The organism is Sphingorhabdus sp. (assembly GCF_041737645.1).
Taxonomy (GTDB): Bacteria; Pseudomonadota; Alphaproteobacteria; order Sphingomonadales; family Sphingomonadaceae; genus Sphingorhabdus_B.
Genome location: NZ_JBGSRI010000011.1, coordinates 23823 through 47831, shown reverse-complemented (window position 1 = coordinate 47831; position 24009 = coordinate 23823). Strand labels below are relative to the sequence as shown.

Annotated in this window: 21 protein-coding genes; 10 read left to right on the top strand and 11 right to left on the bottom strand. The window is 54.2% G+C overall.

Annotation, left to right across the window (positions count from 1 at the left end):
• Together ACEW72_RS01555 and ACEW72_RS01550 are read left to right on the top strand one after the other, a co-directional pair.
• Positions 1–1191: a CaiB/BaiF CoA transferase family protein gene (locus tag ACEW72_RS01555; protein ID WP_373474621.1), complete on the top strand. Its 1191-nt coding sequence runs from the start codon at positions 1–3 to the stop codon at positions 1189–1191.
• The gene (locus ACEW72_RS01550; RefSeq protein ID WP_373474620.1) at positions 1191–1826 is read left to right on the top strand and encodes an isochorismatase family protein; all 636 of its coding nucleotides are present in this window, start codon (positions 1191–1193) and stop codon (positions 1824–1826) included. Before ACEW72_RS01555 ends, ACEW72_RS01550 begins: the two co-directional genes overlap by 1 nt.
• 294 nt (positions 1827–2120) lie before the next feature.
• Here the strand turns inward: ACEW72_RS01550 and ACEW72_RS01545 are convergent, their stop codons facing one another.
• Positions 2121–2909, bottom strand: coding sequence for an EAL domain-containing protein (locus ACEW72_RS01545; RefSeq protein WP_373474619.1), 789 nt, complete (start codon positions 2907–2909; stop codon positions 2121–2123).
• Positions 2910–3456: 547 nt separating this feature from the next.
• Here ACEW72_RS01545 and ACEW72_RS01540 point away from each other — a divergent pair.
• From ACEW72_RS01540 to gltB, 7 genes are all read left to right on the top strand, one after another.
• Positions 3457–4404: a complex I NDUFA9 subunit family protein gene (locus ACEW72_RS01540; protein WP_373474618.1), complete on the top strand. Its 948-nt coding sequence runs from the start codon at positions 3457–3459 to the stop codon at positions 4402–4404.
• Entirely contained in the window at positions 4401–5201 is an 801-nt protein-coding gene (locus tag ACEW72_RS01535; protein ID WP_373474617.1) for an undecaprenyl-diphosphate phosphatase, read from the top strand. The genes ACEW72_RS01540 and ACEW72_RS01535 overlap by 4 nt, the downstream gene beginning before the upstream one ends.
• A gap of 160 nt (positions 5202–5361) precedes the next feature.
• The gene (locus ACEW72_RS01530; RefSeq protein WP_373474616.1) at positions 5362–6804 is read left to right on the top strand and encodes an NAD(P)-dependent oxidoreductase; all 1443 of its coding nucleotides are present in this window, start codon (positions 5362–5364) and stop codon (positions 6802–6804) included.
• 16 nt (positions 6805–6820) lie between these two features.
• Positions 6821–7990, top strand: coding sequence for a hypothetical protein (locus ACEW72_RS01525; RefSeq protein WP_373474615.1), 1170 nt, complete (start codon positions 6821–6823; stop codon positions 7988–7990).
• Between the two features lie 17 nt (positions 7991–8007).
• Entirely contained in the window at positions 8008–9042 is a 1035-nt protein-coding gene (locus ACEW72_RS01520; protein ID WP_373474614.1) for a DUF2059 domain-containing protein, read from the top strand.
• Positions 9039–9794 carry a DUF2059 domain-containing protein gene (locus ACEW72_RS01515; protein ID WP_373474613.1) on the top strand — a complete coding sequence of 252 codons (756 nt, stop codon included), beginning with the start codon at positions 9039–9041 and terminating at the stop codon, positions 9792–9794. The genes ACEW72_RS01520 and ACEW72_RS01515 overlap by 4 nt, the downstream gene beginning before the upstream one ends.
• Positions 9791–14317, top strand: a complete 4527-nt coding sequence (gene gltB, locus ACEW72_RS01510) for a glutamate synthase large subunit (protein WP_373474612.1) — start codon at positions 9791–9793, stop codon at positions 14315–14317. The genes ACEW72_RS01515 and gltB overlap by 4 nt, the downstream gene beginning before the upstream one ends.
• Positions 14318–14357: 40 nt before the next feature.
• Here gltB and ACEW72_RS01505 read toward each other — a convergent pair whose 3' ends face one another.
• Positions 14358–14894, bottom strand: coding sequence for a DUF2306 domain-containing protein (locus ACEW72_RS01505; protein WP_373474611.1), 537 nt, complete (start codon positions 14892–14894; stop codon positions 14358–14360).
• A gap of 47 nt (positions 14895–14941) precedes the next feature.
• Here ACEW72_RS01505 and ACEW72_RS01500 point away from each other — a divergent pair, with 47 nt between their 5' ends.
• Complete coding sequence (locus tag ACEW72_RS01500) at positions 14942–16699, top strand: DUF885 family protein (protein WP_373474610.1); 1758 nt, start codon at positions 14942–14944, stop codon at positions 16697–16699.
• Between the two features lie 17 nt (positions 16700–16716).
• On the opposite strand, the gene ACEW72_RS01495 is transcribed toward ACEW72_RS01500, so the two are convergent.
• The 9 genes from ACEW72_RS01495 to ACEW72_RS01455 form a co-directional block, all read right to left on the bottom strand.
• Entirely contained in the window at positions 16717–17352 is a 636-nt protein-coding gene (locus ACEW72_RS01495; RefSeq protein ID WP_373474609.1) for a hypothetical protein, read from the bottom strand.
• Between the two features lie 20 nt (positions 17353–17372).
• On the bottom strand, positions 17373–17921 hold the full coding sequence (locus ACEW72_RS01490) for a demethoxyubiquinone hydroxylase family protein (protein ID WP_373474608.1): 549 nt from the start codon (positions 17919–17921) through the stop codon (positions 17373–17375).
• A complete protein-coding gene (locus tag ACEW72_RS01485) occupies positions 17900–18379 on the bottom strand; it encodes a disulfide bond formation protein B (RefSeq protein WP_373474607.1) in 480 nt (159 codons plus the stop codon). The genes ACEW72_RS01490 and ACEW72_RS01485 overlap by 22 nt, the downstream gene beginning before the upstream one ends.
• A gap of 3 nt (positions 18380–18382) precedes the next feature.
• Complete coding sequence (locus tag ACEW72_RS01480) at positions 18383–19759, bottom strand: S41 family peptidase (protein ID WP_373474606.1); 1377 nt, start codon at positions 19757–19759, stop codon at positions 18383–18385.
• A gap of 111 nt (positions 19760–19870) precedes the next feature.
• A complete protein-coding gene (locus ACEW72_RS01475; protein WP_373474605.1) occupies positions 19871–21037 on the bottom strand; it encodes a murein hydrolase activator EnvC in 1167 nt (388 codons plus the stop codon).
• A 4-nt stretch (positions 21038–21041) separates the two neighbouring features.
• The gene (locus ACEW72_RS01470) at positions 21042–21464 is read right to left on the bottom strand and encodes a 23S rRNA (pseudouridine(1915)-N(3))-methyltransferase RlmH (protein ID WP_373474604.1); all 423 of its coding nucleotides are present in this window, start codon (positions 21462–21464) and stop codon (positions 21042–21044) included.
• A 24-nt stretch (positions 21465–21488) separates the two neighbouring features.
• Positions 21489–21854: a ribosome silencing factor gene (gene rsfS, locus ACEW72_RS01465; protein ID WP_373474633.1), complete on the bottom strand. Its 366-nt coding sequence runs from the start codon at positions 21852–21854 to the stop codon at positions 21489–21491.
• A 39-nt stretch (positions 21855–21893) separates the two neighbouring features.
• Positions 21894–22556, bottom strand: a complete 663-nt coding sequence (locus tag ACEW72_RS01460; RefSeq protein ID WP_373474603.1) for a nicotinate-nucleotide adenylyltransferase — start codon at positions 22554–22556, stop codon at positions 21894–21896.
• Entirely contained in the window at positions 22520–23785 is a 1266-nt protein-coding gene (locus ACEW72_RS01455) for a glutamate-5-semialdehyde dehydrogenase (RefSeq protein WP_373474602.1), read from the bottom strand. Before ACEW72_RS01455 ends, ACEW72_RS01460 begins: the two co-directional genes overlap by 37 nt.
• Positions 23786–24009 lie beyond the last annotated feature (224 nt).

Genomic DNA, 24009 nt, shown 5'->3' with positions numbered 1-24009 from the left:
GTGGAAAACACCGGCGCTTTAAAGGATATTCGCGTTATTGAACTGGGTCAGTTGATTGCTGGCCCCTTTTGCGGACAATTACTCGGCGATATGGGCGCCGAGGTTATCAAGGTTGAACCACCCGGACAGGGCGACCCGATGCGGAACTGGGGGCGCGGCGACGACAAGCTTTGGTGGGAAGTCGTTTCACGAAACAAGAAAGCTGTTTCGGCCAACCTGCGTGTTCCCGAAGGACAGGAACTGGTTCGCAGGCTCGCCGCGACTGCTGATATTCTGATCGAGAATTTCAAGCCCGGCACGATCGAAAAATGGGGGTTGGGGCCCGATGTTCTGCAGGCGATCAACCCGCGGCTCATCATCGTGCGGGTGTCCGGCTATGGTCAAACCGGCCCTTATTCGGAACGGGCCGGATTTGGCGGCATTGGCGAAGCCATGGGTGGATGGCGCTACATCGTGGGCGACCCCGACAGAGCACCCAGCCGCATGGGCATATCTATCGGCGATACACTGGCTGCGACCTATGGATGCATGGGCGCGCTTGCCGCACTGCATGCCCGGGAAACGACCGGCAAAGGCCAGATTGTTGACAGCTCGCTATATGAATCTGTGCTGCAGGTCATGGAAAGTGTTGTTCCGGAATATCACTGGTCGGGCTATATTCGCGAACGGTCCGGATCGTTTCTGCCCGGGATTGCACCGTCCAACGTCTATCAATGCAAGGATGGTGAATATCTGATCGGCGCCAATCAGGATGCCGTTTGGGCGCGCTTGGCCGAAGCCATGGGCCAGCCTGAACTTGCTAATGACCCACGGTACGTGGACCATGTGTCGCGCGGCAAGAACCAGATTGAACTCGACAATCGCATCAACGAATGGACCAAGACGCAGACAGTTGAAAAACTGGAAGCGCTGATGATTGCCTATTCGATACCCGCGGGCAAAATGTACCGCGCGCCGGAAATGCTTGCCGATCCACATTTTGCAGCGAGAAATTCAATTATCGAAGTTGAAACCGAACGGTGGGGTACATTGAAAATGCAAAACGCATTCCCGAAACTGTCCGGAACGCCAAGCCATGTCCGCAGCCCGGCACCATCCGAAGTGGGCCAGCACAACGTGGAAATTTATGGAGGGCTTTTGGCACTGGACGAAGGCGAGATCGCTGCATTGAAGGCTGCGGATGCCATTTGATGGATGACGTCGCGGCCAATTATGCCAACGCCTTTGATGGGCATCTGGCTTTTGGAAAGCGGCCCGCCGTCCTGATTGTCGACTTTGTGATGGCGTATCTTGAACCAACATCGCCACTCTATGCCGGTGTAGAGAGCGCATTGGCGAGCAATGAGCGGCTGCTCGCGCTGGCACGCGAACTCAAGATTCCGGTGATTTTTACAAATGTTGTGTACGAACCCGGTGGCACCAATGGCGGGCTGTTTTATCGGAAGATTCCGGCTTTGCAGGTGTTCGTTGCAGGTTCACCGCTGGGGGCATTCCCACCTTCTTTGCAACCAGCGGAAGGTGATATCGTGATCAGCAAGCAATATGCCTCTGCCTTTTTCGGAACTGGTCTGGCCGGGACATTACAGGACATGGCGATCGATACGCTTGTCATAACAGGGTTATCGACGTCGGGCTGTGTTCGGGCCACCGCGCTCGACGCATTGCAACATGGCTTTACGCCTTTTGTCGTCCGCGAAGCTTGTGGTGACCGACACCCGGCACCGCATGAGGCAAATCTGTTTGATCTGCAGGCAAAATATGCCGAGGTGGTGGACGAAGAGAAAGCTGCCAGCTTGATGAAAGCCGCCGGAGGTAATCAAAAGTGACGCCATAGCTTCGTAAACGAAGAATGTCGCGCTGCACAATGCAACCCATTCGCTTGCCGTGGACAAGACACACCAAATACATAAAAAATGGAGGAATGACGGCCAACAGGCAGCCATTCCTCCTTAAAAGGCGATACCAATTTCGGGAAGGATGCGTTCTTCCCGAAGGCTTTCTGCCGTTAAAAATTGTAACGGCAGATTATCCGAAACCGCTTTCGTGATGAGGCACAGCCTTGCCACTTCGGTGGAACCAGAACTCTAAATTCAATGTCGCAAACTCTGCTTTGCTTCGTTCTATTTGAATCCAATTTCCGTGCTGACCAGTCGCAATTCAGGACGACGCGCCTGTTTTTGCCAATGTTCAAGCGGTGCAGGCTCGCCGTAAAAATAGCCTTGATAGAAATCAACGAGGGCTTTGGGGAAAGCGAGAATGTCTTCGGCAGTTTCCACCCCCTCGACAACAAGCGCGGCGCCATAGGTGCGCGCAAGGACGGCTTTTTCTATAAGTTCCGCGTCCGGGATTTTCCCGCTGATCATGCGAAGTTTGACGACTGCAGGAATCAGGACCGACAAATATAGTGCGGTTGAATTGCCCTCGCCAAAATCGTCAACTACCATCTGAACGCCCATGCCGTCCAATGCTGCCGCAAATTCGGCTGCGAAGAGCATGTTGGAAATCGAATGCGTCTCTGTAACCTCGACATAAAGTCGGGGACAAATATCAGGGGCAGCCATCAAATATTGGACAATTTTATCGCAGGCCGCTTTGTTACTTAGGGTTGCGCCCGAAATATTGACGCCGATGTTGAAATTTTCGTGCTCCGACAGCGCCGAGATAGCCGCTTCGAAACTGCGTATATCCAGATCGAGGATTTCTCCCGTAACCTCAAACCAGGCAATTATCGTTTGCGTACTACGCAAGCGGCCCATCGTGTTCCGGAATCGGGAAAGTTGCTCATGATACAATATTTCTTTTGTACGTTTGCAAATGACTGGCTGATAAACAAAGTCGACGTTTTCATTTTTAACGTCGCTCGCAAAAGAAGGACTTTTGCGTCCGGTTATTCCGCTATAATAAGACATAAAGGCCCATCCCTAGATACGTGTCAGCACAATAATGTATTCATATTTTAGGCTGCCTTGCGAATGATGGGCTTCGATCGCCGATGGAGGGGGAAAGCTAACAAGCTAAAGCCTTCCCCCTCGTCGGATGACAATGGATTAATGGCGCCGGCTCAGTTGCGACCCGAGCTTGAGCTAGCGCCTCCATCATCTATGCCGACAGCTGGAGACCCAAAAGAGGGACCTGCCGACATATTCGAATCCATATTCAATTTTCTGTAACTGTCGATTTTGCAATCGAGCCATCACAACCTGAAGTTGCTATAGATAGCACTACTATGATTGTCAACATCGTTCTGAGGAGTCGGCCTTACTCTTTCATATGACCCTGTTATTTCTTCATAATAAAAGGATCATTCCAAGTGCCGGTTCGCCTTCTGCTATTGTTGGGAGGGGCGGCAAATTTACTTTTGGCCATCCATGTTGATGATTCGCACATGAACCTTGAAAGCATCGGAACGCTGGTGCAAAGCGCACACATCGGTTCGCGCTTGGTGACGGAGTATCTATGCAGGGCAAATTGGTTACCATTTTCGGAGGCAGTGGCTTTTTGGGCCGTTATGTCGCAGAAGAATTGCTGGCGCATGGTGTCCGTATCCGGGTGGCATGTCGCAACCCGTCTAACGCCATTTACATCAAGCCTCTCGGAAACCTTGGTCAAGTGCAGCTTATCGCTGCTGATGTGAGGAAGCCTGCAAGTGTAAATCGCGCCGTTGCGGATGCGGATGCGGTAATAAATCTTGTCGGCAGCTTTGGCGACATGGATGCGATACAGAATGTTGGCGCTCGTAATATCGCACAAGCCACTGCGGAGCGCGGTATACAAACCTTTGTACACGTGTCCGCAATTGGCGCAGACGCCGGGAGTGCGGCGGAATACGGGCGAAGCAAAGCGGCAGGCGAGGCCGCGGTACACGCGGCTTGTCCCTCGGCTGTAATTTTGCGGCCTTCGATTATATTCGGACGCGAAGACCAGTTCTTAAACCGTTTTGCCGGATTGATCCGAATGCTGCCGGTGGTACCCGTCATTGGCGCATCGACGCGGTTTCAACCGCTTTTTGTAGGGGACGTTGCAAAGGCAATTGCTCTGGCTACGTTTTCTCAAGACGGTAAAATTTACGAACTGGGTGGACCTCAAATCTTCTCGATGATTGAATTGAACCGGTGGATTGCCAAGGCGATTGGTCGTGACCCGGCTTTTATAGAAGTGCCCGACGTCGCCGCTGAGGCACTTGCCCGAACCACGGGATGGCTGCCCGGCGCGCCCATCACCATGGACCAGTTCCGTATGCTGGGCAGCGACAATGTCGTAACCGGCGAAAATGGCCTGACCGCTTATGGCATTGTGCCTACGCCTATGGATATTGTGGCGCATGATTGGCTAAGCATCTATCGCAAGCATGGCCGGTTCGGAACGTCGTCCGACAATGAAAAATCGTCGAACGCGGCGACATGACAGACTGGTTGGTTGCGATCATCCTCGGCATCGTCGAGGGTTTGACCGAGTTCCTGCCCGTGTCATCGACCGGGCATCTTATTCTAGCGACCGAACTGCTGGGTTATGACGCTGGACGCTGGGCAATTTTCAACATCGCCATCCAACCCGGAGCTATACTGGCCATTGTCGTATTGTACTGGCGCACATTTATGGATGTCCTGAAAGGGTTGTTCACGCTGGAATCAGGCGCAGTGGCGTTTGTCCGGAACCTGCTTCTAGCTTTTTTTCCAGCCGTTATTCTGGGGCTGGCCTTCGGCGATATTATCGAGGTGATGCTTGAAAATGCCGTTATCGTGGCGTGGGCTTTGATTATCGGGGGCTTTGCTATTCTGGTTGTCGAAAAATACGCGAAGCCCGAAGAAAGCGGCGGTGTCGCCGCGCTTTCGGTGAAGCAATCCGCTATGATCGGGCTAGTGCAATGCCTTGCCATGGTCCCGGGCGTCAGCCGCTCGGGCGCGACGATATTGGGCGCAATGTCGCTCGGCATTGATCGCAAGACAGCGGCTGAATTCAGCTTTTTCCTTGCCATGCCGACGCTGACAGGGGCGACCATATTGCAGCTGTTCAAACATCGGGATCAGGTGAGCATGGACGATATGGGCCTGATCGGTATCGGCTTCTTTGTCTCGTTCATAGTTGCATGGGCTGTCATCAAGGCATTTCTGGCTGTTGTGACACGTTATGGTTTTGGACCTTTTGCCTGGTATCGAATCATCGCGGGAACAGCAGCCTTGATATGGCTGGCGCAAAGATAGGTCCGAATCGGAATTAATTTATTGTAATATAATTGCTAGGGCTTGAAACTAGCAAAAAGAAACGAAAGTTTAAGTCAGTCTTGCTGACCTATTTATATGGTTTTGGCGTGACACATGCCATTTACCAGTCTATGCGCGACGCTATGTAAAGGAGCGCGTCATGGCAAAAGATCCCATGCTGAAATTCGTATCGATGGCACAGGCTTATCCTGAAAAGCGCGCGCCGGAAATGCGCGCCGAGGATTTTGCCGAGATTGCGAAGCGATATGCGCCTGATGACGCCGCAGATCAGGCGTCGCGCTGTTCGCAATGTGGCGTGCCTTATTGCTCGGTCCACTGCCCCTTGCACAATCATATCCCCGACTGGTTACGCCTGACCGCCGAAGGTCGTTTGCGCGAGGCTTATGAATTATCCAGCCTCACCAGCAGTATGCCTGAAATCTGCGGTCGCATATGTCCGCAGGACCGCCTGTGCGAAGGCAATTGCGTTATCGAATTTTCGGGCCATGACGCCGTCACAATCGGCTCGGTCGAAAAATACATCACCGATACCGCCTGGGAGCAGGGCTGGGTCGAACCTATCGAGGTCGGTACCGCGCGTGGCCAGTCCGTCGGTATCATCGGCGGAGGACCTGGCGGACTCACTACGGCGGAATATCTGCGCGTCGCAGGATATGCCGTCCATGTCTACGACCGTTATGACCGCATGGGCGGATTGCTGACCTACGGCATTCCCGGCTTCAAGCTGGAGAAGGATGTTGTCATGCGCCGTATTAAGCGGCTTGAAGACAGCGGCATCATCTTCCATGCCAATTTCGAAGTGGGTCGGGATGCCACACTTGATGATTTACGCGCAAAGCATGACGCCGTCCTGATTGCGACAGGTGTTTACAAAGCGCGTGATATCAAGACGCCGGGTGTCGGCCTCGATGGCATTGTCCCTGCCCTTGACTATCTGACCGCCTCCAATCGCAAAGGTTTTGGCGACACCGTCGAAGCGTTTGACAGCGGCGCGCTGAATGCCGAGGGCAAAGATGTTGTTGTCATCGGCGGCGGTGACACAGCGATGGACTGCGTGCGTACTGCCGTCCGTCAAGGCGCGAAGTCGGTAAAATGCCTCTATCGCCGCGACCGTGAAAATATGCCGGGGTCCCAACGTGAAGTTGCCAATGCCGAAGAAGAAGGCGTTGAATTTGTCTGGCTGTCTGGCCCCAAAAGCTTTGACGGCAATGGCGCGGTCGAGCGCGTTCATGTGGCCAAGATGCGGCTAGCAGCACCCGATGCCTCTGGCCGCCGGGCGCCGGAGAATGATCCGGCGGGCGATTTCACCGTGAACGCCGATCTCGTCATCACCGCATTGGGCTTTGAAGCCGAGGATCTACCGGTGATGTTTGGCGCTCCCGATCTGAACGTCACCCGCTGGGGCACCATTCGCGTGGATCACACCACGCAGATGACCAACCTCGACGGTGTGTTCGCCATCGGCGACATCGTGCGCGGCGCAAGCCTTGTCGTCTGGGCCATCCGCGACGGGCGCGATGTGACACAGCATATGCATAACTGGTTGCAAGAAAAGGAAAAAGCTGCAAAAATCGCAGCATAACCTTTTGGAGCATAGCATGAAAAAACCGATTATCGCCGCACTTCTTTTGTCGACCGCCGTTCCGGCTTTTGCTTGCCCTGAAGAGGTTGGCAACGAAGAAGTCGCACCGGCCTCTGCCGATTCGGCGAGTGATTCTGCCGTTCCGGCAGGTAAAGAAGCGTTTAACGATGTGATATCGCTATTTTCAAAGATGTTCGACACGAGCGATCAACTCGAACCCGACCCTGCGCGGCTGGAGCTGGCAAAAGTAACTGCGGCGAAACTTCTGCCGGACGGTACTTATAGCAGAATGATGAACGACATGTTCGGGAAGATGCTGACTCCTATACCCGACATTATTCCCGGATTAACGGACGAGGAGATTGCAAACACAACAGGCGCGTCCGAGGAAGCAGTCGCAGCGCTATCAGAAGAACAAAAGGCTGCAGTCACGCAGATTATTGATCCGAACCACAAGGAACGTGGCAAGCAGGTTATCGATATTATAAAGTCGATCATATCTGAAGCAGTGACCGCGATCCAGCCCGCCATGCGGACAGGCCTGTCGCGTGCCGTTGCGCGTAAGTTCACCGCGCCCCAGCTGACGACGGTCAATGGCTTTTTTGACACGCCAACCGGCAGCGCGTTCGCCCTCGAAATCTATGCGCTACAGGTCGATCCAGAGGTCATGCAGGCCGCATTCAAGGCACTGCCAGCAATGTTGACCAGCTTTGGGAGAGGCGATGAAGCCGCGTTTGAGGCCAAATTCGAGGACTTGCCCACGCAGCGCGAGTTGAAGGACCTGTCGGAAGCCGAAATGCAGCAACTGGCCGGACTACTGAGCGTCGAGGTCAAAGCACTGGAAGACCACCGCGCGATTGCGACCACAGTCGACCCCTATGCCGAGGAAACTGGCGAGGAGCCTTGGTATGCCGAAGGCGCTTGGGCCGAGACTGAACGCAAGAAGGTGAAGGCACTCGAAGCGAAAGTGAAGGCACTCAATGCGCAATATTATGCAGCGTACGTCAAGGCCGAAGCAGTGAACGAACTGTTATCGACCGCTTATGATGTGCACGAAGCAGCTATACAGGCAGCAATAGACGCAACCCGCAAGCGTATGCTCGCCGATGGCTGGACGCCCCCACCCGCTCCATCCGAAACATCGGACACAACCGAAGATTCCACATCGGCAGAGGTCGCGGCATGACCTGTGGGAGAGTTATCATGATGAAATCCGCATTATTGGCCCTTTCGCTAACCGCATCTTCTTTTGCGCTGACTTTTTCTGCGTCCGCCGAAACACCTGCAGCAACCGCCGCGCCTGCACCGGTTGACCCGGTGCGCTTGAAACTGGCCGAGCAAACCGTCGCCAAGCTTATCCCGCCGGGCACCTACCAAAAGATCATGGAAGACACGATGGCGGGAGGCATGATCGACCAGATGATGGGGATCGATGCGGCCACCATGGCGGGGATGGCAGGCGTAGAAGCTGACAGCGAGGCGGCGGAAGCGGCCAAAGGTAAAACAATGGCCGAAATCATGGCCGAGATGGATCCGAATTTTAAGGAGCGCATGGACATCATGGCGAAGGTGATCTTCTCCGAGATGGGCCCCTTGATGAGCGCCATTGAACCCACCGTCCGCGAAGCCTTGGCCAAAATCTACGCGCGCAAATATAGCGCCCAGGAATTGGCTGACATGAACAGCTTTTTCGCAACGCCCAGCGGCGCAGCCTTTGCAGGCAATTTCATGGCAACCTTTACCGACAAGGAAATGATGGATGCCTCGATGGGCATGATGCCCAAGATCGTAGAAGCCATGCCGGCGATCATGAAAAAGGTCGAAGCGGCAACCGCGCATCTTCCACCGCCGCCCAAGTCGGATAGTGAATTGGCAATTGAGGCGGCCGACACCGAATTCACTGATGCACTCGATGCCGAGGAGACTGGCGAGGACCCTTATGCCGAAGAAACCGGCGATGAGCCTTGGTATGCCGAAGGCGCTTGGACCGAGACTGAACGCAAGAAGGTGAAGGCACTCGAAGCGAAATATGATGCGGCCGACTCGAAGATGGAAGTAGCGTCGGCGAATTTCGAAGCATTGGTCGAACTGTCTTCGACCGCTTCTGATGCTTATTATGCGGCTAGGCAGACAGCAATAGACGCAGCCCGCAAGCGCATGCTCGCCGAAGGCTGGACACCCCCACCCGCTCCATCCGAAACAACCGAAGATTCCGCATCGGCAGAGGTGGCTGAATGATGATCCGCTTCACAATAATCCTCGCAACGGCGAGCTTGGCTTTGGCGTCGTCATACGCTGTCTTGGCCGATACCACAGTCATGCAGGCCGTCCCCAGCGACGTTCATAAGGCAAAAGCTTTGAAACTAGCAGGTATTTTGAACAGCGAGGCGATCATTATCGGCGATGACGCGTCCGATGCCAAGACGGCAGCCTTTATGCAGGAGCTAATCTCGAGCGATCCCGAGCTAGTTGAACTTGATCGCGATGATCCGGGCATCGTGAGAGAAATAGCTCGCGTTGCCATGCCGATCATCAACAAATATTACCGGATCCGCTTGCCAGAGCTTCATGCCCGTCAGAGCGACCTTTATTTTCGCAATTTTTCTGAACAAGAAATTGACCGCCTGATCGCCTTTTACGCATCTCCAACCGGGCAAAAGATGATCACGCTGACGATGGACAATTTGCAGCCTAATGCGGTAATCGAAGAGCTAAAATCTTCCGGCGATTGGAAAACGTCATCTGAGTCTGTTTTGACCGACATAAGGCGAACGATTCCCGGCACAATGGCCGCCATGACCGACGCCGATCTGAAAGAAATGGAGAAACTGATGCAATCGGGGTTGTTGGTCCGGATGAAAAAGATCGCCAACGAAACGCAGACCATCGCCCTGACATGGATGGATGAGACCGCGCCCGGCGAAGATGAAGAAATGGCAGAAGCCATGTCCGCGCTGTTTGAGCGTAGGGCAGAGAAAGAGGTAAAATGACCCAATATTTCCCTACTCCCGAACATGAACGCCTAGCCCGCGAAGGCATGTATCATCCTGAATCCGAAGGCGATGCCTGTGGTGTAGGCTTGGTCGCGGCGACTGATGGCAAGCCATCACGGCGCGTGGTCGCGGCGGGGATCGAGGCGTTGAAGGCTGTATGGCATCGCGGCGCGGTAGACGCGGATGGCAAGACGGGCGACGGCGCGGGTCTCCATATCGATCTGCCTGTACGCTTTTTCGACGATGCGATTTCGGACAGTGGCCACCGGCCCATGCCCAACCGCTTGGCCGTCGGCATGGTCTTCCTGCCACGTACCGATTTGAGTGCGCAGGAAAATTGCCGCACCATTGTCGAGGCCGAGATCATCGATGCCGGTTACACCATCTACGGCTGGCGGCAGGTGCCTGTCGATGTGTCGGTCATCGGCACCAAGGCGCAGGCAACGCGTCCGGAGATCGAGCAGATCATGATCGCAGGGCCACTGCCGGACGAAGCCAGCGCGACCGAATTTGAAAAGAATCTTTACCTCGTCCGCCGCCGTATCGAGAAGAAGATCATCGCCGCGCAGATCCGCGATTTCTATATCTGTTCGCTGTCGTGCCGGTCGATCGTGTACAAGGGTCTGTTCCTTGCCGAAAGTCTGTCGGTCTTTTACCCCGACCTTCAGGACGACCGTTTCGAAAGCCGCGTCGCGATTTTCCACCAGCGCTATTCGACCAACACTTTCCCCCAATGGTGGCTGGCGCAGCCGTTCCGCGGCCTTGCCCACAATGGTGAAATCAACACCATTCGCGGCAACCAGAACTGGATGAAGAGCCACGAAATCAAGATGGCATCCATCGCCTTCGGCGCACAATCGGACGACATCAAACCGGTTATTCCTGCTGGATCATCCGATACCGCCGCCCTGGATGCGGTGTTTGAAACGCTTGTCCGCTCAGGCAAGGAAGCACCGACAGCCAAGTTGATGCTGATACCCGAAGCATGGCAGTCCAACCCCAATATCCCCGCCACCCACCGCGCGATGTACGAATATATGGCGTCGGTGATGGAGCCGTGGGATGGCCCTGCCGCGCTCGCGATGACCGACGGTCATTGGGCCGTTGCGGGCGTCGACCGGAATGCGCTGCGCCCGTTGCGCTATAGCCGGACGTCGGACAATCTGCTCGTGATCGGTTCGGAAACCGGAATGGTTGTGCTGCCCGAATCGACCATATTGGAAAAGGGTCGCCTTGGCCCGGGGCAAATGATTGCGGTCAATCTGGATGAAGGCAAACTGTACCGCGACGGTGAACTGAAGGACCGGATCTCGGCCGAGCAGGATTATGGCGCGCTCGTCAAAGGTTTCCAGCGTATCGACGATTTGCCTGAAGCGAAAGGCGATGCCCTGCCATCATGGACCCGCGCCGAATTGACCAAACGCCAGATTGCAGCGGGCATGACACTCGAAGACGTCGAAATGATCCTCGCGCCGATGATCGAGGATGGCAAGGAAGCCATTGGTTCGATGGGCGACGATACCCCGCTCGCGGTGATCAGCGACAAGCCGCGCCTGATCAGCCAATTCTTCCGCCAGAATTTCAGTCAGGTCACCAACCCGCCGATCGATTCCTTGCGCGAACGGCATGTGATGAGTCTGAAAACCCGCTTTTCGAACCTTGCCAACATATTGGACGAAAAGAGCCAGAATGCCGATGTTCTGGTTTTGGAAAGCCCCGTTCTGACGGCGATCGAATGGCACCGTCTGAAGGCCGCTTTTGGTCCTGTCGCCGCCGAGATTGACTGCACTTATGATATAGCAGCGGGACAGGAAGGTTTGCGTGCGGCCATTTCCCGCATTCGTGAAGAAGCCGTCGAAGCGGTGCGTATGGGCAAATCCGAACTGTTCCTGACGGATGACAATATTGGTCCAGACCGTGTCGCCATCGCCATGATCCTTGCCGCCGCTGCCGTGCACACACACTTGGTTCGCAGCGGCCTACGCAGCTATTCGTCCATCAACGTTCGGTCCGCCGAATGTCTGGACACCCATTATTTCGCCGTACTGGTTGGCGTGGGCGCTACCACGGTTAATGCCTATTTGGCCGAAGCCGCGATTGGCGACCGTCATGCCCGTGGGCTTCTGGGCGACATCAGCCTCGAAACAGCCGTCGGCAACTACCGTACCGCGGTCAACGAAGGCTTGCTCAAGATCATGTCCAAAATGGGCATTGCGGTCATCTCAAGCTACCGTGGCGGCTATAACTTCGAAGCAGTCGGCCTCAGCCGCGCACTTGTGAATGATTTCTTCCCTGGTATGCCAAACAAGATCTCGGGCGAAGGCTATCACTCGCTCTACGTCAACGCGCGGGACCGGCATGCGGATGCCTTCGACAGCGCGGTTGCACGGCTTCCCGTCGGCGGCTTCTACAAGCAGCGCGATGGCGGTGAAGAACATGCCTATTCGGCTGGCCTCATGCATTTGCTGCAAAGCGCCGTCGCCAATGACAGCTATTCGACCTACACGCAATTTGCCCAAGGTGTGAAGGAATTGCCGCCAATCTATTTGCGCGATTTGCTTGAATTCAACTTCGCCAAAGAACCCGTGGCAATCGATGAAGTCGAGGCGATCACCGAAATCCGCAAGCGCTTTGTAACGCCGGGCATGTCCTTAGGCGCCTTATCGCCCGAAGCGCATGAAACCCTGGCCATCGCCATGAACCGGATTGGCGCAAAAGCGGTGTCCGGCGAAGGCGGCGAAGATAGCAAACGGTTCAAACCTTATGAAAATGGCGACAATGCCAACAGCGTCATCAAGCAGATCGCATCAGGCCGCTTTGGCGTAACCGCCGAATATCTGGGCGCATGTGAGGAAATTGAAATCAAGGTCGCGCAAGGGGCCAAGCCCGGTGAAGGTGGGCAATTACCCGGTTTCAAGGTTACCGAGATGATTGCGCGGCTGCGCCATTCGACGCCCGGCGTAATGCTGATTTCGCCGCCGCCGCATCATGATATTTATTCGATCGAAGATCTGGCGCAGCTGATTTACGATCTGAAACAGATCAACCCCCGTGCGCGTGTCTGCGTCAAGCTAGTCAGTGCGGCAGGGATCGGCACGATTGCTGCCGGTGTTGCCAAGGCGCATGCGGACGTCATTCTGGTTTCCGGCAATGTCGGCGGAACCGGTGCGTCACCGCAGACCAGCATCAAATATGCGGGCACGCCATGGGAAATGGGCCTGTCCGAAGCCAATCAGGTGCTCACGCTCAACGGTTTGCGCCACCGCATAAAGCTGCGCACCGATGGCGGCCTCAAGACCGGACGCGACATCGTTATTGCGGCGATATTGGGTGCCGAAGAATATGGCATCGGGACGCTCAGCCTTGTCGCCATGGGGTGCATCATGGTTCGCCAATGCCATTCGAACACCTGCCCGGTCGGTGTCTGCGTTCAGGATGAAGAACTGCGCAAGAAATTCACCGGTACGCCGGAAAAGGTCATAAACCTGATGACCTTCATCGCCGAAGAGGTGCGCGAAATTCTCGCCAAGCTGGGTTTCCGCAGTCTGGATGAAGTCATCGGTCGCACCGAATTGCTGCGGCAGGTGAGCCGTGGTGCCGAGCATCTCGACGACCTTGATCTCAACCCGATCCTCGCCAAAGTCGACGCACCCGACAGCGCGCGCCGCTTTTCCATTCCGACCTTCCGCAATGAAGTGCCGGACAGCCTTGATGCCCAGATGATCCGGGATGCAAAGCCGGTATTTGAACGGCGGGAAAAGATGCAGCTGACCTATAATGTCCGCAATACGCATCGCGCGGTCGGTACACGCTTCTCTTCGGAGATAACGCGGCTTTATGGCATGAAAGATCTGGCCGATGGACATGTCCATGTCCGTTTGCGCGGGTCAGCCGGACAATCGCTCGGAGCATTTTTGTGTCAGGGCATCACACTGGAAGTATTCGGTGATGCCAATGACTATGTCGGCAAAGGTTTGTCAGGCGGCATCATTATCGTCCGGCCAACGGTTAGCAGCCCGCTTGACAGCCAGAATAACAGTATAATCGGCAACACTGTCCTGTATGGTGCGACAGCCGGCAAGTTATTCGCGGCGGGTCAGGCAGGCGAACGCTTTGCCGTCCGCAATTCCGGCGCGCAAGTTGTCGTTGAAGGATGCGGTTCCAACGGCCTCGAATATATGACCGGAGGCATTGCGGTTATCCTGGGCAAAGTCGGTAGCAACTTCGGTGCGGGCATGACCGGCGGCATGGCCTTTGTTCTGGATTTGGATGACACGTTCCAGAGTAGTGCGAACCCTGACAGCATCGTCTGGCAAAGGTTGGAAAGTGCCTATTGGGAGGATCGGTTAAAATCACTCATCATGGCACATGCGCAAACAACAGACAGTGCATGGTCAAATTCCATCATCGAAGATTGGGATCGGCGGCGTGGGGAATTCTGGCAGATCTGTCCAAAGGAAATGCTAACCCGTTTAGCGCATCCGCTATCGGACAATGAAGCTTTGGAGGCTGCCGAGTAAAGAACCGGACCGGATTAAGATGTTGTTCTGGGGCCCTGACCTAACCCGTGAACAACCAGCTTCCGAGCAAGCGATTGAACGGAAATGTGAAAAATCCGGCCACCAACAGTGCGCCCACAACGAAACTCCGCGCCTGACTGCGATGGCGCCGAATGTCATGACGGCGCGCTGACAGCACCAAAACCGGGACCCCTATGAGTGTTAAAACCGACAGAATATGGATTAAACTTAATCCACCATTGTTAATGAGCCTCAGGTCAAAACTTATCAGCGCGGTAGTGAACGTACAAGTCGCCCAAATCCATCCAAGCAGCCGATGTGTGCTATTCCCACGTTTTCGAAGAAGGATGAATGGCGTGATCGCAAGTGCGATAGCAAGTGTGCCAAGATGAAACCACAACTGCCAAGGCAAAATAGCCCATTGCGACTGACCCTTCACCACAGCGACTGTCGCCACACACAATAAAATAACCGACAGGGCGGCGGCAACCAGTTCCAACTTATCCGGTGTAAGGGGCTTGTCGTAACGTGTCCCGCGCTTACCGAAATAATCCTGAAACGCGCTAGCCAAATTCATTCCCCCCGTTATCTTCCATACCAGAATATTTGGAAGGGGCGTCAAAGATGTGCAAGCTGTTTCTGTTCGTCTCCGCCGCAGCGCTGGCTTGTTCAGCGCCAGCATCGGCGGATGCAAATTTGGAGCTCAAGAAACTTGTGGACGCCTATTGGGCGGATGCCTTGCGGGAATCTCCAATTTTTGCAAGTTCACTGGGCGTTGACAGCTATGCAACTGAAGTTGGTGACTATAGCCTGGCCGCTCTCGACAAGAGAGCAGCGACGGCAGCCACATTTCTGGAAAAGCTGCGTTCCATTCCATCAGCAGAGCTCGACGCACCGAACAAGGTTGAGGCGGGCATATTAGCCCGAAGCTTGAACGGCACAATCGAAGGCAATCGCTTTGGTCAACGCGCCATCAATTTCACGACTTATTCTAGCTGGCATCAAAACTTCGCTGGCATCGCGAATAACTTGCCATTCAAAACGAAAGCAGATTTCGAAAGCTATAATGCGCGGCTGATGAAATATTCAAAATTGAACGACCAGAACATCGATGTCGCTAATGCCTCAATTACGGGCAAATATACGCAACCATGTGAAACACTAAATGGATTTGAGGCTACAATAACCGGACTGATTGTAGCCGATCCGCGCAATGCGCGTTACTTTTCCCCGTATACCCGCCAAAAACCGGAAACGCTGAGCAACGCAGATTTCGAACGTTTGGCACAAGAAGCAGCGCAAACAATAACCACCAAAATATATCCGGCCCTGCGAAAACAGCTCGAATGGTATACTAAAAGCTACAAGCCCTCTTGTGCCAAGGTGCCCGGCATTTCGGCGCAGCCGGAAGGGGCGGAATATTATAATTTTCGGATCCGCGAAGAAACGACTACCAATTTAACCGCTGACGAAATCCATAAAATCGGCCTGACCGAAGTCGCACGTATTCGGGCCGAGATGGCTGAAGTAGCTACGACAGCGGGGTTTGAGAGTCGCGAGGCGTTTATCCGGCATTTGCGAACTGACCAGCAATATTATGCGCGATCACCAGAGGAGTTGATGGAAAAATCAGCGCGCATTGCCAAATTCATTGACGGCAAAATGCCGTCGCTGTTCGGCAAGCTGCCTCGCCTGCCCTATGGACTGCGCGAAATTCCCTCGGAAACTGCGGAAGGAACGACCACCGCTTATTATAATCCGGGTTCGCCAGAAGTCGGTATTTCAGGCACATATTATGTGAACACATCCAAACTGGACCAGCGGCCCTTCTGGGAAATACCCGCGCTTTCTATGCATGAGGCAGTCCCGGGGCATCACCATCAGATTGCGCTGCAACAAGAATTGCCATTATCAGAATTTCGCAAGAACGGCGCTTTTTTTACGGCGTTCGTTGAAGGCTGGGGCCTTTATTCCGAGCGTATTGGTCTTGAGATCGGACTGTACGACACGCCCGCAAAAGACATGGGCCGTCTTTCTTACGAAATGTGGCGCGCCTGCCGATTGGTTGTCGATACCGGAATTCATGCCAAAGGGTGGAGCAAGCAACAAGCCATTGATTATATGACGGATAACAGCGCCCTGTCCGCCGCCAATATTGAGGCTGAGGTCAACCGCTATATCAGTTGGCCAGGCCAGGCCTTGGCTTATAAGATAGGCGAGCTGAAAATCCGCGAATTGAGGACGTTGGCGACCAAAGAACTGGGTCCGAAATTTGATTTAGCCTCTTTTCACGACATCGTACTGGGCCAAGGCGCGGTTCCACTCGATATACTGGAGGCGCAAGTCAAAGATTGGATAATAACGGAAAAATCGAAAAGCTGATTGCAAAAAGCTTTGGCTTATTTCGGTTCCGGCAAAGGTTGCGCGTCGGCACTGTTGCGTTCAGCGGCTTCCTTTGCGTCCATCTCGGCTTGCAAACGGGCTTCTCGCTCGGCGCGACCTATTTCAAATTCTTTCACGCGTTCTTCAACGGCGGCGGCTTCTGCATCGATACCCGCAAGCCGTTTAATCCGTTCGGCGGCGATTAGGCGGCCGAAAGTAATCCCCGGATCTTGTGCCTTTTCTGCGTAAGCTCGGTCGATTTCCTTGAGGCCACATCCGGTAAACCCGCCGGCGCCGGATGGTGAACAGCTTAAAGTTCCGCTTGCCCCTACATATTCATAAGCCTGAACTCTATTCAACCATGCCTGGTTCTGGGGACTATTCGGATCGCTCCGCAAAGACGGCGGTATACGATATCGATCCGCTTCATTCATACGCGCACAAACTACAATTTCATCTCCGGCACTTTTGGGGCATTCGTCATCGCCGTAGACGATCAACTGATTAATCTTTTCTTCACTTGGCTGATTGGGGGCGGTTTCTTGCGCTATTGATGCAGAGGCCATCAACATCGTGGTGGCCATCAGTAAAGTCTTGGCAATGCTGCTCACGGCAAAATCTCCGGTTAATAGGCTCATAACTTGAAACTTCACCGCTGAACGGGCGATTAAGATCATAGCCTTTTCGATACAGCGATTGCAGTCCGGCAACCCATGCGAATGATTGCGCTCATCAAAGGATAGGCTGGCGCGCGTTCTGCGCCTTCGGCCAAAGCCGTTGCCTTATGCTCCAGCTCATCGGCCTGAAAATCGGCAACCATAGCTGACAGTTCTGGATCGCTGTCGCCCAATTCTTCCAGTTGCTCTGCATAATGACGGTCGATTTCAGTTTCAACAGCTACAGTGCACGCCATTGCGGCTTCTGGCCCGATAGCCGCCGTAACTGCACCTAGCGCGAAACCTGCGATATCCCATATCGGATGAAAAACGGTGGGGCGGACGCCGCGCTCTGCCATCATCCTGTCAAACGCAGACAAATGGCGTTCTTCCTGCTCTGCCATGTGCGCGATGCTGCGCGCGGCGGGGGTTCGATCCCCCATGATGGCGAGCTGTCCCGCGTAAATCCGTTTGGCACCATATTCGCCAGCCTGATTTACGCGAATCATGCTGGCGATTGCGTGGGAATGCTGTTCTACGGTTTTTAAGATGTTTTGGCGCGCCATATCGATACTAAGATGGCGATTGCACCGCCCGTCGACAAGAGGAAATTATATCCGGCAAGCGAAACGCCGAATAAAGTCCAGGGCGCTGTGTCGCAACGGATCAAAGGCGCGTTCATTATCGACCTCAGCAATTCGTCGCCGCTACCGGAAATAGTCGCGGTGCAGGCCGTCAATCCTTCCCACCAGCCATATTCGACCCCTGCGTGAAATCCGCCTATCAAGCCGCTCGACAATATACCTAACGCCGCAAGTGCAACCAAAGCTTTGCGATAAACGGGGTTACTGACAAAGAAAGCGATCGTTGCCAGCACCGCGGCCTCATAATGGGGGTAGCGCTGCCACCAGCACATTTCGCAAGGATATAAACCACCGATATATTGTGATCCATAGGCCCCCGCCAACAAGCCGACGGGCAATAGAAAAGCAAGCCAATGCGCGAACCCGATTCTTCCGTTCATGAATTAGTTCTGCGCCTTACCCTTTACCGGCTTTTCGGCCAGCTTCATTGTTTTTGCACCCAAGCGGTTCAGCGTTTCCATCGCATAATGCAGTTGAAAATCGTCAATGCCTTTCGCTTTCAGTTGCTCCGCCGTCAGGGCAAAGCGTGGGTCATCGGCGATGTCTTCTTCCAACTCTTTTGCATCATCCTGCATTTCGTTGATGAGATGGCGGCGCAAATCGGACTCGCGAATGGCAACCCGCTTTTTATAATCAGGGTCGGAAAGCTGTGGCACCTGAATATCAGGTTTTATTCCGCCTTCCTGTACCGAACGGCCAGATGGCAAATGGTAACGGGCAACGGTCAGGCGTAATCCGGTTTCGCGGGTCAGGGGAAGAACGTTTTGAACCGAACCCTTGCCAAAGCTGCGCTCACCCATGACCAAACCACGATGATGATCCTGAAGCGCGCCTGCCACGATTTCCGAAGCGGATGCGGAGCCTGCATCAACCAGAACGATAATCGGTGCACCGCCGGTCACATCGCCGGGTACAGCGCGTTCGGCCCACCAGCGCTCAATATCCCGCTTGTCACGGCCACGCTCGGACACAATTTCGCCGCTCGCCAAAAAGGCATCGGAAACGGCAACCGCTTCGTCCAATATGCCGCCGGGATTGGATCTGAGATCCACTATATATCCCAATGGCTTTCCGCCCAACGATTTTTTGATGCTTGAAACAGCCGCGACAACGTCGGCGCCGGTTTCTTCGGAAAAACCGGTTATCGTGATAAGGCCGATGCGGTCTTTTACTTCCCAGCGAACCGGCTTAAGATCGATCAATGCCCTTGTAATAGTTACATCAAAAGGAGCATCGCGGCCGGGACGTACGATTGTCAACCGGATTGATGTGCCAGGTTCACCACGCATCGCTTCGACCGCTTCATCGAGAGTACCGCCGAAAATCAACTTGCTGTCCAGGTGCGTGATATAGTCACCGGATTTGATACCTGCCTTGTCGGCTGGTGTGTCTTTTGTGGGCGCTATCACTTTAACAGCCTTGTCTTCTAGCGTTACGGAAAGGCCAAGCCCGCCATATTCGCCATCAATCTGCGTTTGCAAATTGCTGAAGTCAGATTTGTTGAGAAAGCCGCTATGCGGATCAAGGCTCGCCAACATTCCCTGAATGGCACCTTCCATCAATTGCTTGTCGTCTATCTTATCGACATAGCTTGATTTGACCTTTTTATAGACAGCCAGAAATTGTTCCAACTCACGGATCTGGTCCGCCTGAATTTGCGCGGTAGATTTTTGCTCCGTGCTCTGCGCCAATAAGACCGTAGCCGGAACAGCGAAGGCCAATGCTATAGCGAGCGAAGAAGGCAACAAACGAAATTTCATCGGATAATCCAGTCCTTAAATCAGGATGATTCGTATATCGCGCATGAACCTATGGTGAAAGCGCGTTTACCACAAAAGGGGAATTAGGCCCGACAAGCGTCGGACGGATTATCAGCGAAGCATCGCCGCAATATCCATAACCCGGCCATTTTTCCGCAACTCAACCCCGATTTCACCGGTTTCCTTATTCGCAACGCCAAGCACGTTACCCTGTCGCACCGATTGTCCTTTGGCCAATTGCACCGCATCCATATTTGTAATCAGGCTGGTCCATCCGTTGCCATGCTCGATAATCACGATTTTGCCGTAGCTGCGATATGGACCCGCAAAAGTGATCTTACCATCTGCCGGTGCCAATACGGGTACCGAGGCAGGTACATTGATCCGCAAACCACGCTCTCGATAGCCGGTGGTGTTGAGCTCGAGAAAGCCTGACACGACTTTTCCGTTAGCGGGCAGGATATAGGCAGCTTTACTGGTTGGGATAGTGTGATTCGAACCATTTCGCAAAGGCGGTCCGGCAAGCGCCGCCAGCTCTTGTGCCCTGGCGCTACCGATCCGTTGAATGTCTATGCGGCCGACAATATCGCGGGCGCGTTCGCCCTGCGCGATAGCTCTTTCATATTCAATCGCGGCACCGGCGGACAGATCAGACGCTTTGCCCCGTGCATTGCCCTCGAGCCGTGCAAGCGCGGTTCGCCGGCTTTTTAGGCGGATGCGCGCATCGTCGAGCGTTTTTAATGCCAAAAGCTCCTGCGAACGCAGTTCATTTTGTGCCGCGATTTGCTGCCGGAGCGCGTTCGTTTTCTGCACAATTTGCGGTTGCACCGTCGCCATTACAGCACGCAAATGCACATAGTCTTGACGATGGCCGGGCTGCGCCATCATCAATGCTGTGGGTCTTCCGGTCATTTGCTGCAGCGCTGCGTTCAATCGTAATATCGGCTCGCTTTCCTGCCCCAATCGTGATCTCTGCGCCCGCTGTCGCCGGCTTATTATAGTTATACGGGCGTTGGCCGCTTCAATTTGTGCTTCGGCGCTTGCGATTTCGGCGGACAATACAGCCCGTTCTACAACCAGCCGGTCGGCGGCGTTTTCAGAGTTGATCGCCTCTTGCCGTAACAGTTCGCTCCTTCTTTCCGCGATCAGCGCCCGCTTTTTCGCATCTTTAAGCGCCGATATTTGCGACGCAGCATTTTGCGAAGTCTGGGCCAAAAGCGTTGCTGTAAAACCCAGAGGTACAAAAGCCAAAATCGCCAATGATAACCCGAAACGCATCGGGCTATCCTTCCCGATGATAAGGATGATTGGCAATAATCGATGTGGCGCGAAACAACTGTTCGGCAAGCATCGCGCGTGCCATCAAATGTGGCCAAGTTGCCTTGCCAAAGGCCATCAATTTATCGGCCGATGCACGTTCGGCATCGCCAAAGCCGTCCGCTGCTCCAATCAGAAAGCGGGTCTCTCGCACACCATCATCCTGCCATTTTTCCAACAGGCGGGCCAATTCGACAGAACCGATCTGGTCGCCTTTTTCGTCAAGCAAGATTGTTTTGTAAGGGGTGTCGGTCGATGGAATTTCACCACCACGATCAGGAAGTTCGCTATGCTTTACCGGCCAGCTGATCCGCTTCAGATAGCGTTCGACAATGTCAAATTCCGGCGTCCGGCCAATCTTGCCACGGGCAATAATATGCAGACGCATGGCCATTTCGGGTCAACGCAGGGATCAGGCAGATGCAGTTTCGGGTGCGTCGCCGAATGCCCACATCCGTTCCAGATTATAAAAGCTGCGTACTTCGGGCCGAAACAGATGCACAATCACATCTTCCGCATCAATCAACACCCAATCCGCCGAAGGTAAGCCTTCGATCCGGGCATGACGACCGGCCTGTTTGATACGCTCGGACAGTTTTTGCGCCATCGATGCCACCTGCCGTGAAGAGCGGCCTGAAGCCACGACCATATGGTCGGCAATGTTGCTTTTACCTTCGAGCGGAATCGAGACAACGTCCTGCGCCTGATCGTCGTCGAGCGATTTTAGAATGAGTTCATGAAGCTTTTCAGGGCTCAATACGGGTCCTTTGGCCTTCACGGCGGATGGGACGGAAGCGGAATTTATCAAGTGTGCTCCTTACAGAACAATTTTATGGGTAACGCCATCGCGTGCGCCAGTTCCTGAATATCGTTGATACCAATGGGGGTCGGCACGGCGAATTGCGGTTGCCGAACGAGGATCTGGACGAAAGCGCAAAAAGACAAGCGCTGGCGTACTCCATCTTGTCCAGTGATGATGCTGGTCCGGACGCCGGACAAACCGCCTCAACCAGGCCATCGCGGGACCCGCAACAGCTTGAGCATCATAGCCGGGTCTTGCGATAACTGCAATCGGCATCAAGCGCGCAATTGCTCTCCAGTGCCGCCAGTGATGAAATTGCAACAGATTATCCGTACCCATGATCCAGATAAATTGTGTTTTGGGGTAACGCGCGACCAGTTTACGCAAGGTATCGACGGTGTATATCGTTCCCAATTCACGCTCGATCGCCGTCACTTTTATCCGGCTGCGACGGGCCTGGTTCTTTGCCGATGCCATTCGGGCCGACAGAGGTGCCATATCCTTTTTGGACTTTAACGGGTTACCTGGAGAAACCATCCAATAATATGCGTCTAGCTGAAGTGCGCGCATTGCAAACAAACTGATCGCCCGATGCCCGCCATGCGCGGGGTTGAACGAGCCCCCCATCAGACCGACGGTTTTCAAGGGCGGGTTTGCCCTTGGCCCCGAACCAGCCATTTATAAGTCGTCAAACCTTCAAGCGCGACGGGTCCGCGCGCGTGCAACCGTCCGGTGGCGATGCCTATCTCCGCGCCCAGCCCGAATTCACCGCCATCGGCATATTGGGTGGATGCGTTGTGCATGACGATGGCGCTATCAACTTCGGTCAGAAAGCGCGCTGCGGCTGCATCGTCCTGTGTGATGATGGCGTCGGTGTGGTGCGATCCGTGACGCGCAATATGGTCCATAGCATCATCAAGTCCGGCCACCATCCGAACTGAAATGACCGAATCAAGATATTCAGTATCCCAATCCTCTTCATTTGCAGAAACGGTTCGGGAGTCGAGTTCCATGACCATGTCGTCGGCACGCACTTCACATCCCGCGTCAATCAAGGCGGCGACTAGATCGGCTGGTGCCGCATAGTCCTGGTCGATCAACAAAGTCTCGGTTGCACCGCAAATGCCTGTTCTTCGCATCTTGGCATTGACGATGATTGCTTTCGCCATTTCGGGATCGGCTAGGTTATGTACATATGTGTGGCAAAGCCCATGCAAATGAGCCAGCACGGGTACCCGGGCTTCATCTTGAACGCGGGCGACCAAAGATTTACCGCCACGCGGTATAATCATATCAATGGCACCTTGTGCGCGCAGCATGGCACCGACCGCCATCCGGTCCTGAGTGGGGACCGACTGCACAGATTCCGGAGGCAGACCGGCTTGCGATATGCCGGTCACCATCGCGTGATGGATGGCCCGATTGCTGTGCACAGCCTCACTGCCGCCGCGTAAAATAACTGCATTGCCCGAGCGCAGCGCAAGCGACGCGGCATCAGCGGTGACATTAGGGCGACTTTCATAGATAATCCCCAGCACGCCAACCGGAATACGGACGCGTTGCATTACCAAAGCATTGGGTTGCGTGTGGGTATCAATGATTTCCCCGACTGGATCGGCAAGTGTCGAGACCTTATCCATCGCATCGGCCATTGCGGTGATGCGTTTTTCATCCAATTTCAGACGGTCAAGTAATGCATCGGAGAGGCCAGCTTTGACACTGGCCTCCATGTCCAGCGCGTTGGCCGCCAAAATACCAGCCATATCATTTCGCACTGCCTGCGCGGCATATTTCAGAGCTAATGATTTTTGATCATCGGTAGCACGCGCCAAGATGCTTGCCGCAGAACGGGCCTTTGTCGTCATGTCTGCGATCAGATTTTCGCAATGTCGAACAGTGTCGGTCATAAACTAAAGCTCGTAAAGAAGCGGCTGGAAAAGGGGAAGGGCCATAGGTGAATTTGCGCCTTTTTCGGTCTAGCGAATCGTTCAGATCTTAAATCAATGTTTTTATTGATAAAAATATTTTGGGCTGAGTCGCCAAATTATTTCGGTCGTCTTTTATTGCTTTCATAATGGGGATTTACACGGCTCACCTTGTGAGTCGCCCGATTCGTCACGACTCTGTCTTC

Coding starts and splice junctions, on each gene's coding strand:
- ACEW72_RS01475 (WP_373474605.1), bottom strand. CDS start 21,037: ATGCGTTTCGGGTTATCATTGGCGATTTTGGCTTTTGTACCTCTGGGT.
- ACEW72_RS01480 (WP_373474606.1), bottom strand. CDS start 19,759: ATGAAATTTCGTTTGTTGCCTTCTTCGCTCGCTATAGCATTGGCCTTC.
- ACEW72_RS01515 (WP_373474613.1), top strand. CDS start 9,039: ATGATGATCCGCTTCACAATAATCCTCGCAACGGCGAGCTTGGCTTTG.
- ACEW72_RS01535 (WP_373474617.1), top strand. CDS start 4,401: ATGACAGACTGGTTGGTTGCGATCATCCTCGGCATCGTCGAGGGTTTG.
- ACEW72_RS01460 (WP_373474603.1), bottom strand. CDS start 22,556: ATGGCTGGTTCGGGGCCAAGGGCAAACCCGCCCTTGAAAACCGTCGGT.
- ACEW72_RS01550 (WP_373474620.1), top strand. CDS start 1,191: ATGGATGACGTCGCGGCCAATTATGCCAACGCCTTTGATGGGCATCTG.
- gltB (WP_373474612.1), top strand. CDS start 9,791: ATGACCCAATATTTCCCTACTCCCGAACATGAACGCCTAGCCCGCGAA.
- ACEW72_RS01530 (WP_373474616.1), top strand. CDS start 5,362: ATGGCAAAAGATCCCATGCTGAAATTCGTATCGATGGCACAGGCTTAT.
- ACEW72_RS01470 (WP_373474604.1), bottom strand. CDS start 21,464: ATGCGTCTGCATATTATTGCCCGTGGCAAGATTGGCCGGACGCCGGAA.
- ACEW72_RS01490 (WP_373474608.1), bottom strand. CDS start 17,921: ATGGCGCGCCAAAACATCTTAAAAACCGTAGAACAGCATTCCCACGCA.
- ACEW72_RS01525 (WP_373474615.1), top strand. CDS start 6,821: ATGAAAAAACCGATTATCGCCGCACTTCTTTTGTCGACCGCCGTTCCG.
- ACEW72_RS01520 (WP_373474614.1), top strand. CDS start 8,008: ATGATGAAATCCGCATTATTGGCCCTTTCGCTAACCGCATCTTCTTTT.
- ACEW72_RS01500 (WP_373474610.1), top strand. CDS start 14,942: ATGTGCAAGCTGTTTCTGTTCGTCTCCGCCGCAGCGCTGGCTTGTTCA.
- ACEW72_RS01505 (WP_373474611.1), bottom strand. CDS start 14,894: ATGAATTTGGCTAGCGCGTTTCAGGATTATTTCGGTAAGCGCGGGACA.
- ACEW72_RS01455 (WP_373474602.1), bottom strand. CDS start 23,785: ATGACCGACACTGTTCGACATTGCGAAAATCTGATCGCAGACATGACG.
- ACEW72_RS01545 (WP_373474619.1), bottom strand. CDS start 2,909: ATGTCTTATTATAGCGGAATAACCGGACGCAAAAGTCCTTCTTTTGCG.
- ACEW72_RS01540 (WP_373474618.1), top strand. CDS start 3,457: ATGCAGGGCAAATTGGTTACCATTTTCGGAGGCAGTGGCTTTTTGGGC.
- ACEW72_RS01485 (WP_373474607.1), bottom strand. CDS start 18,379: ATGAACGGAAGAATCGGGTTCGCGCATTGGCTTGCTTTTCTATTGCCC.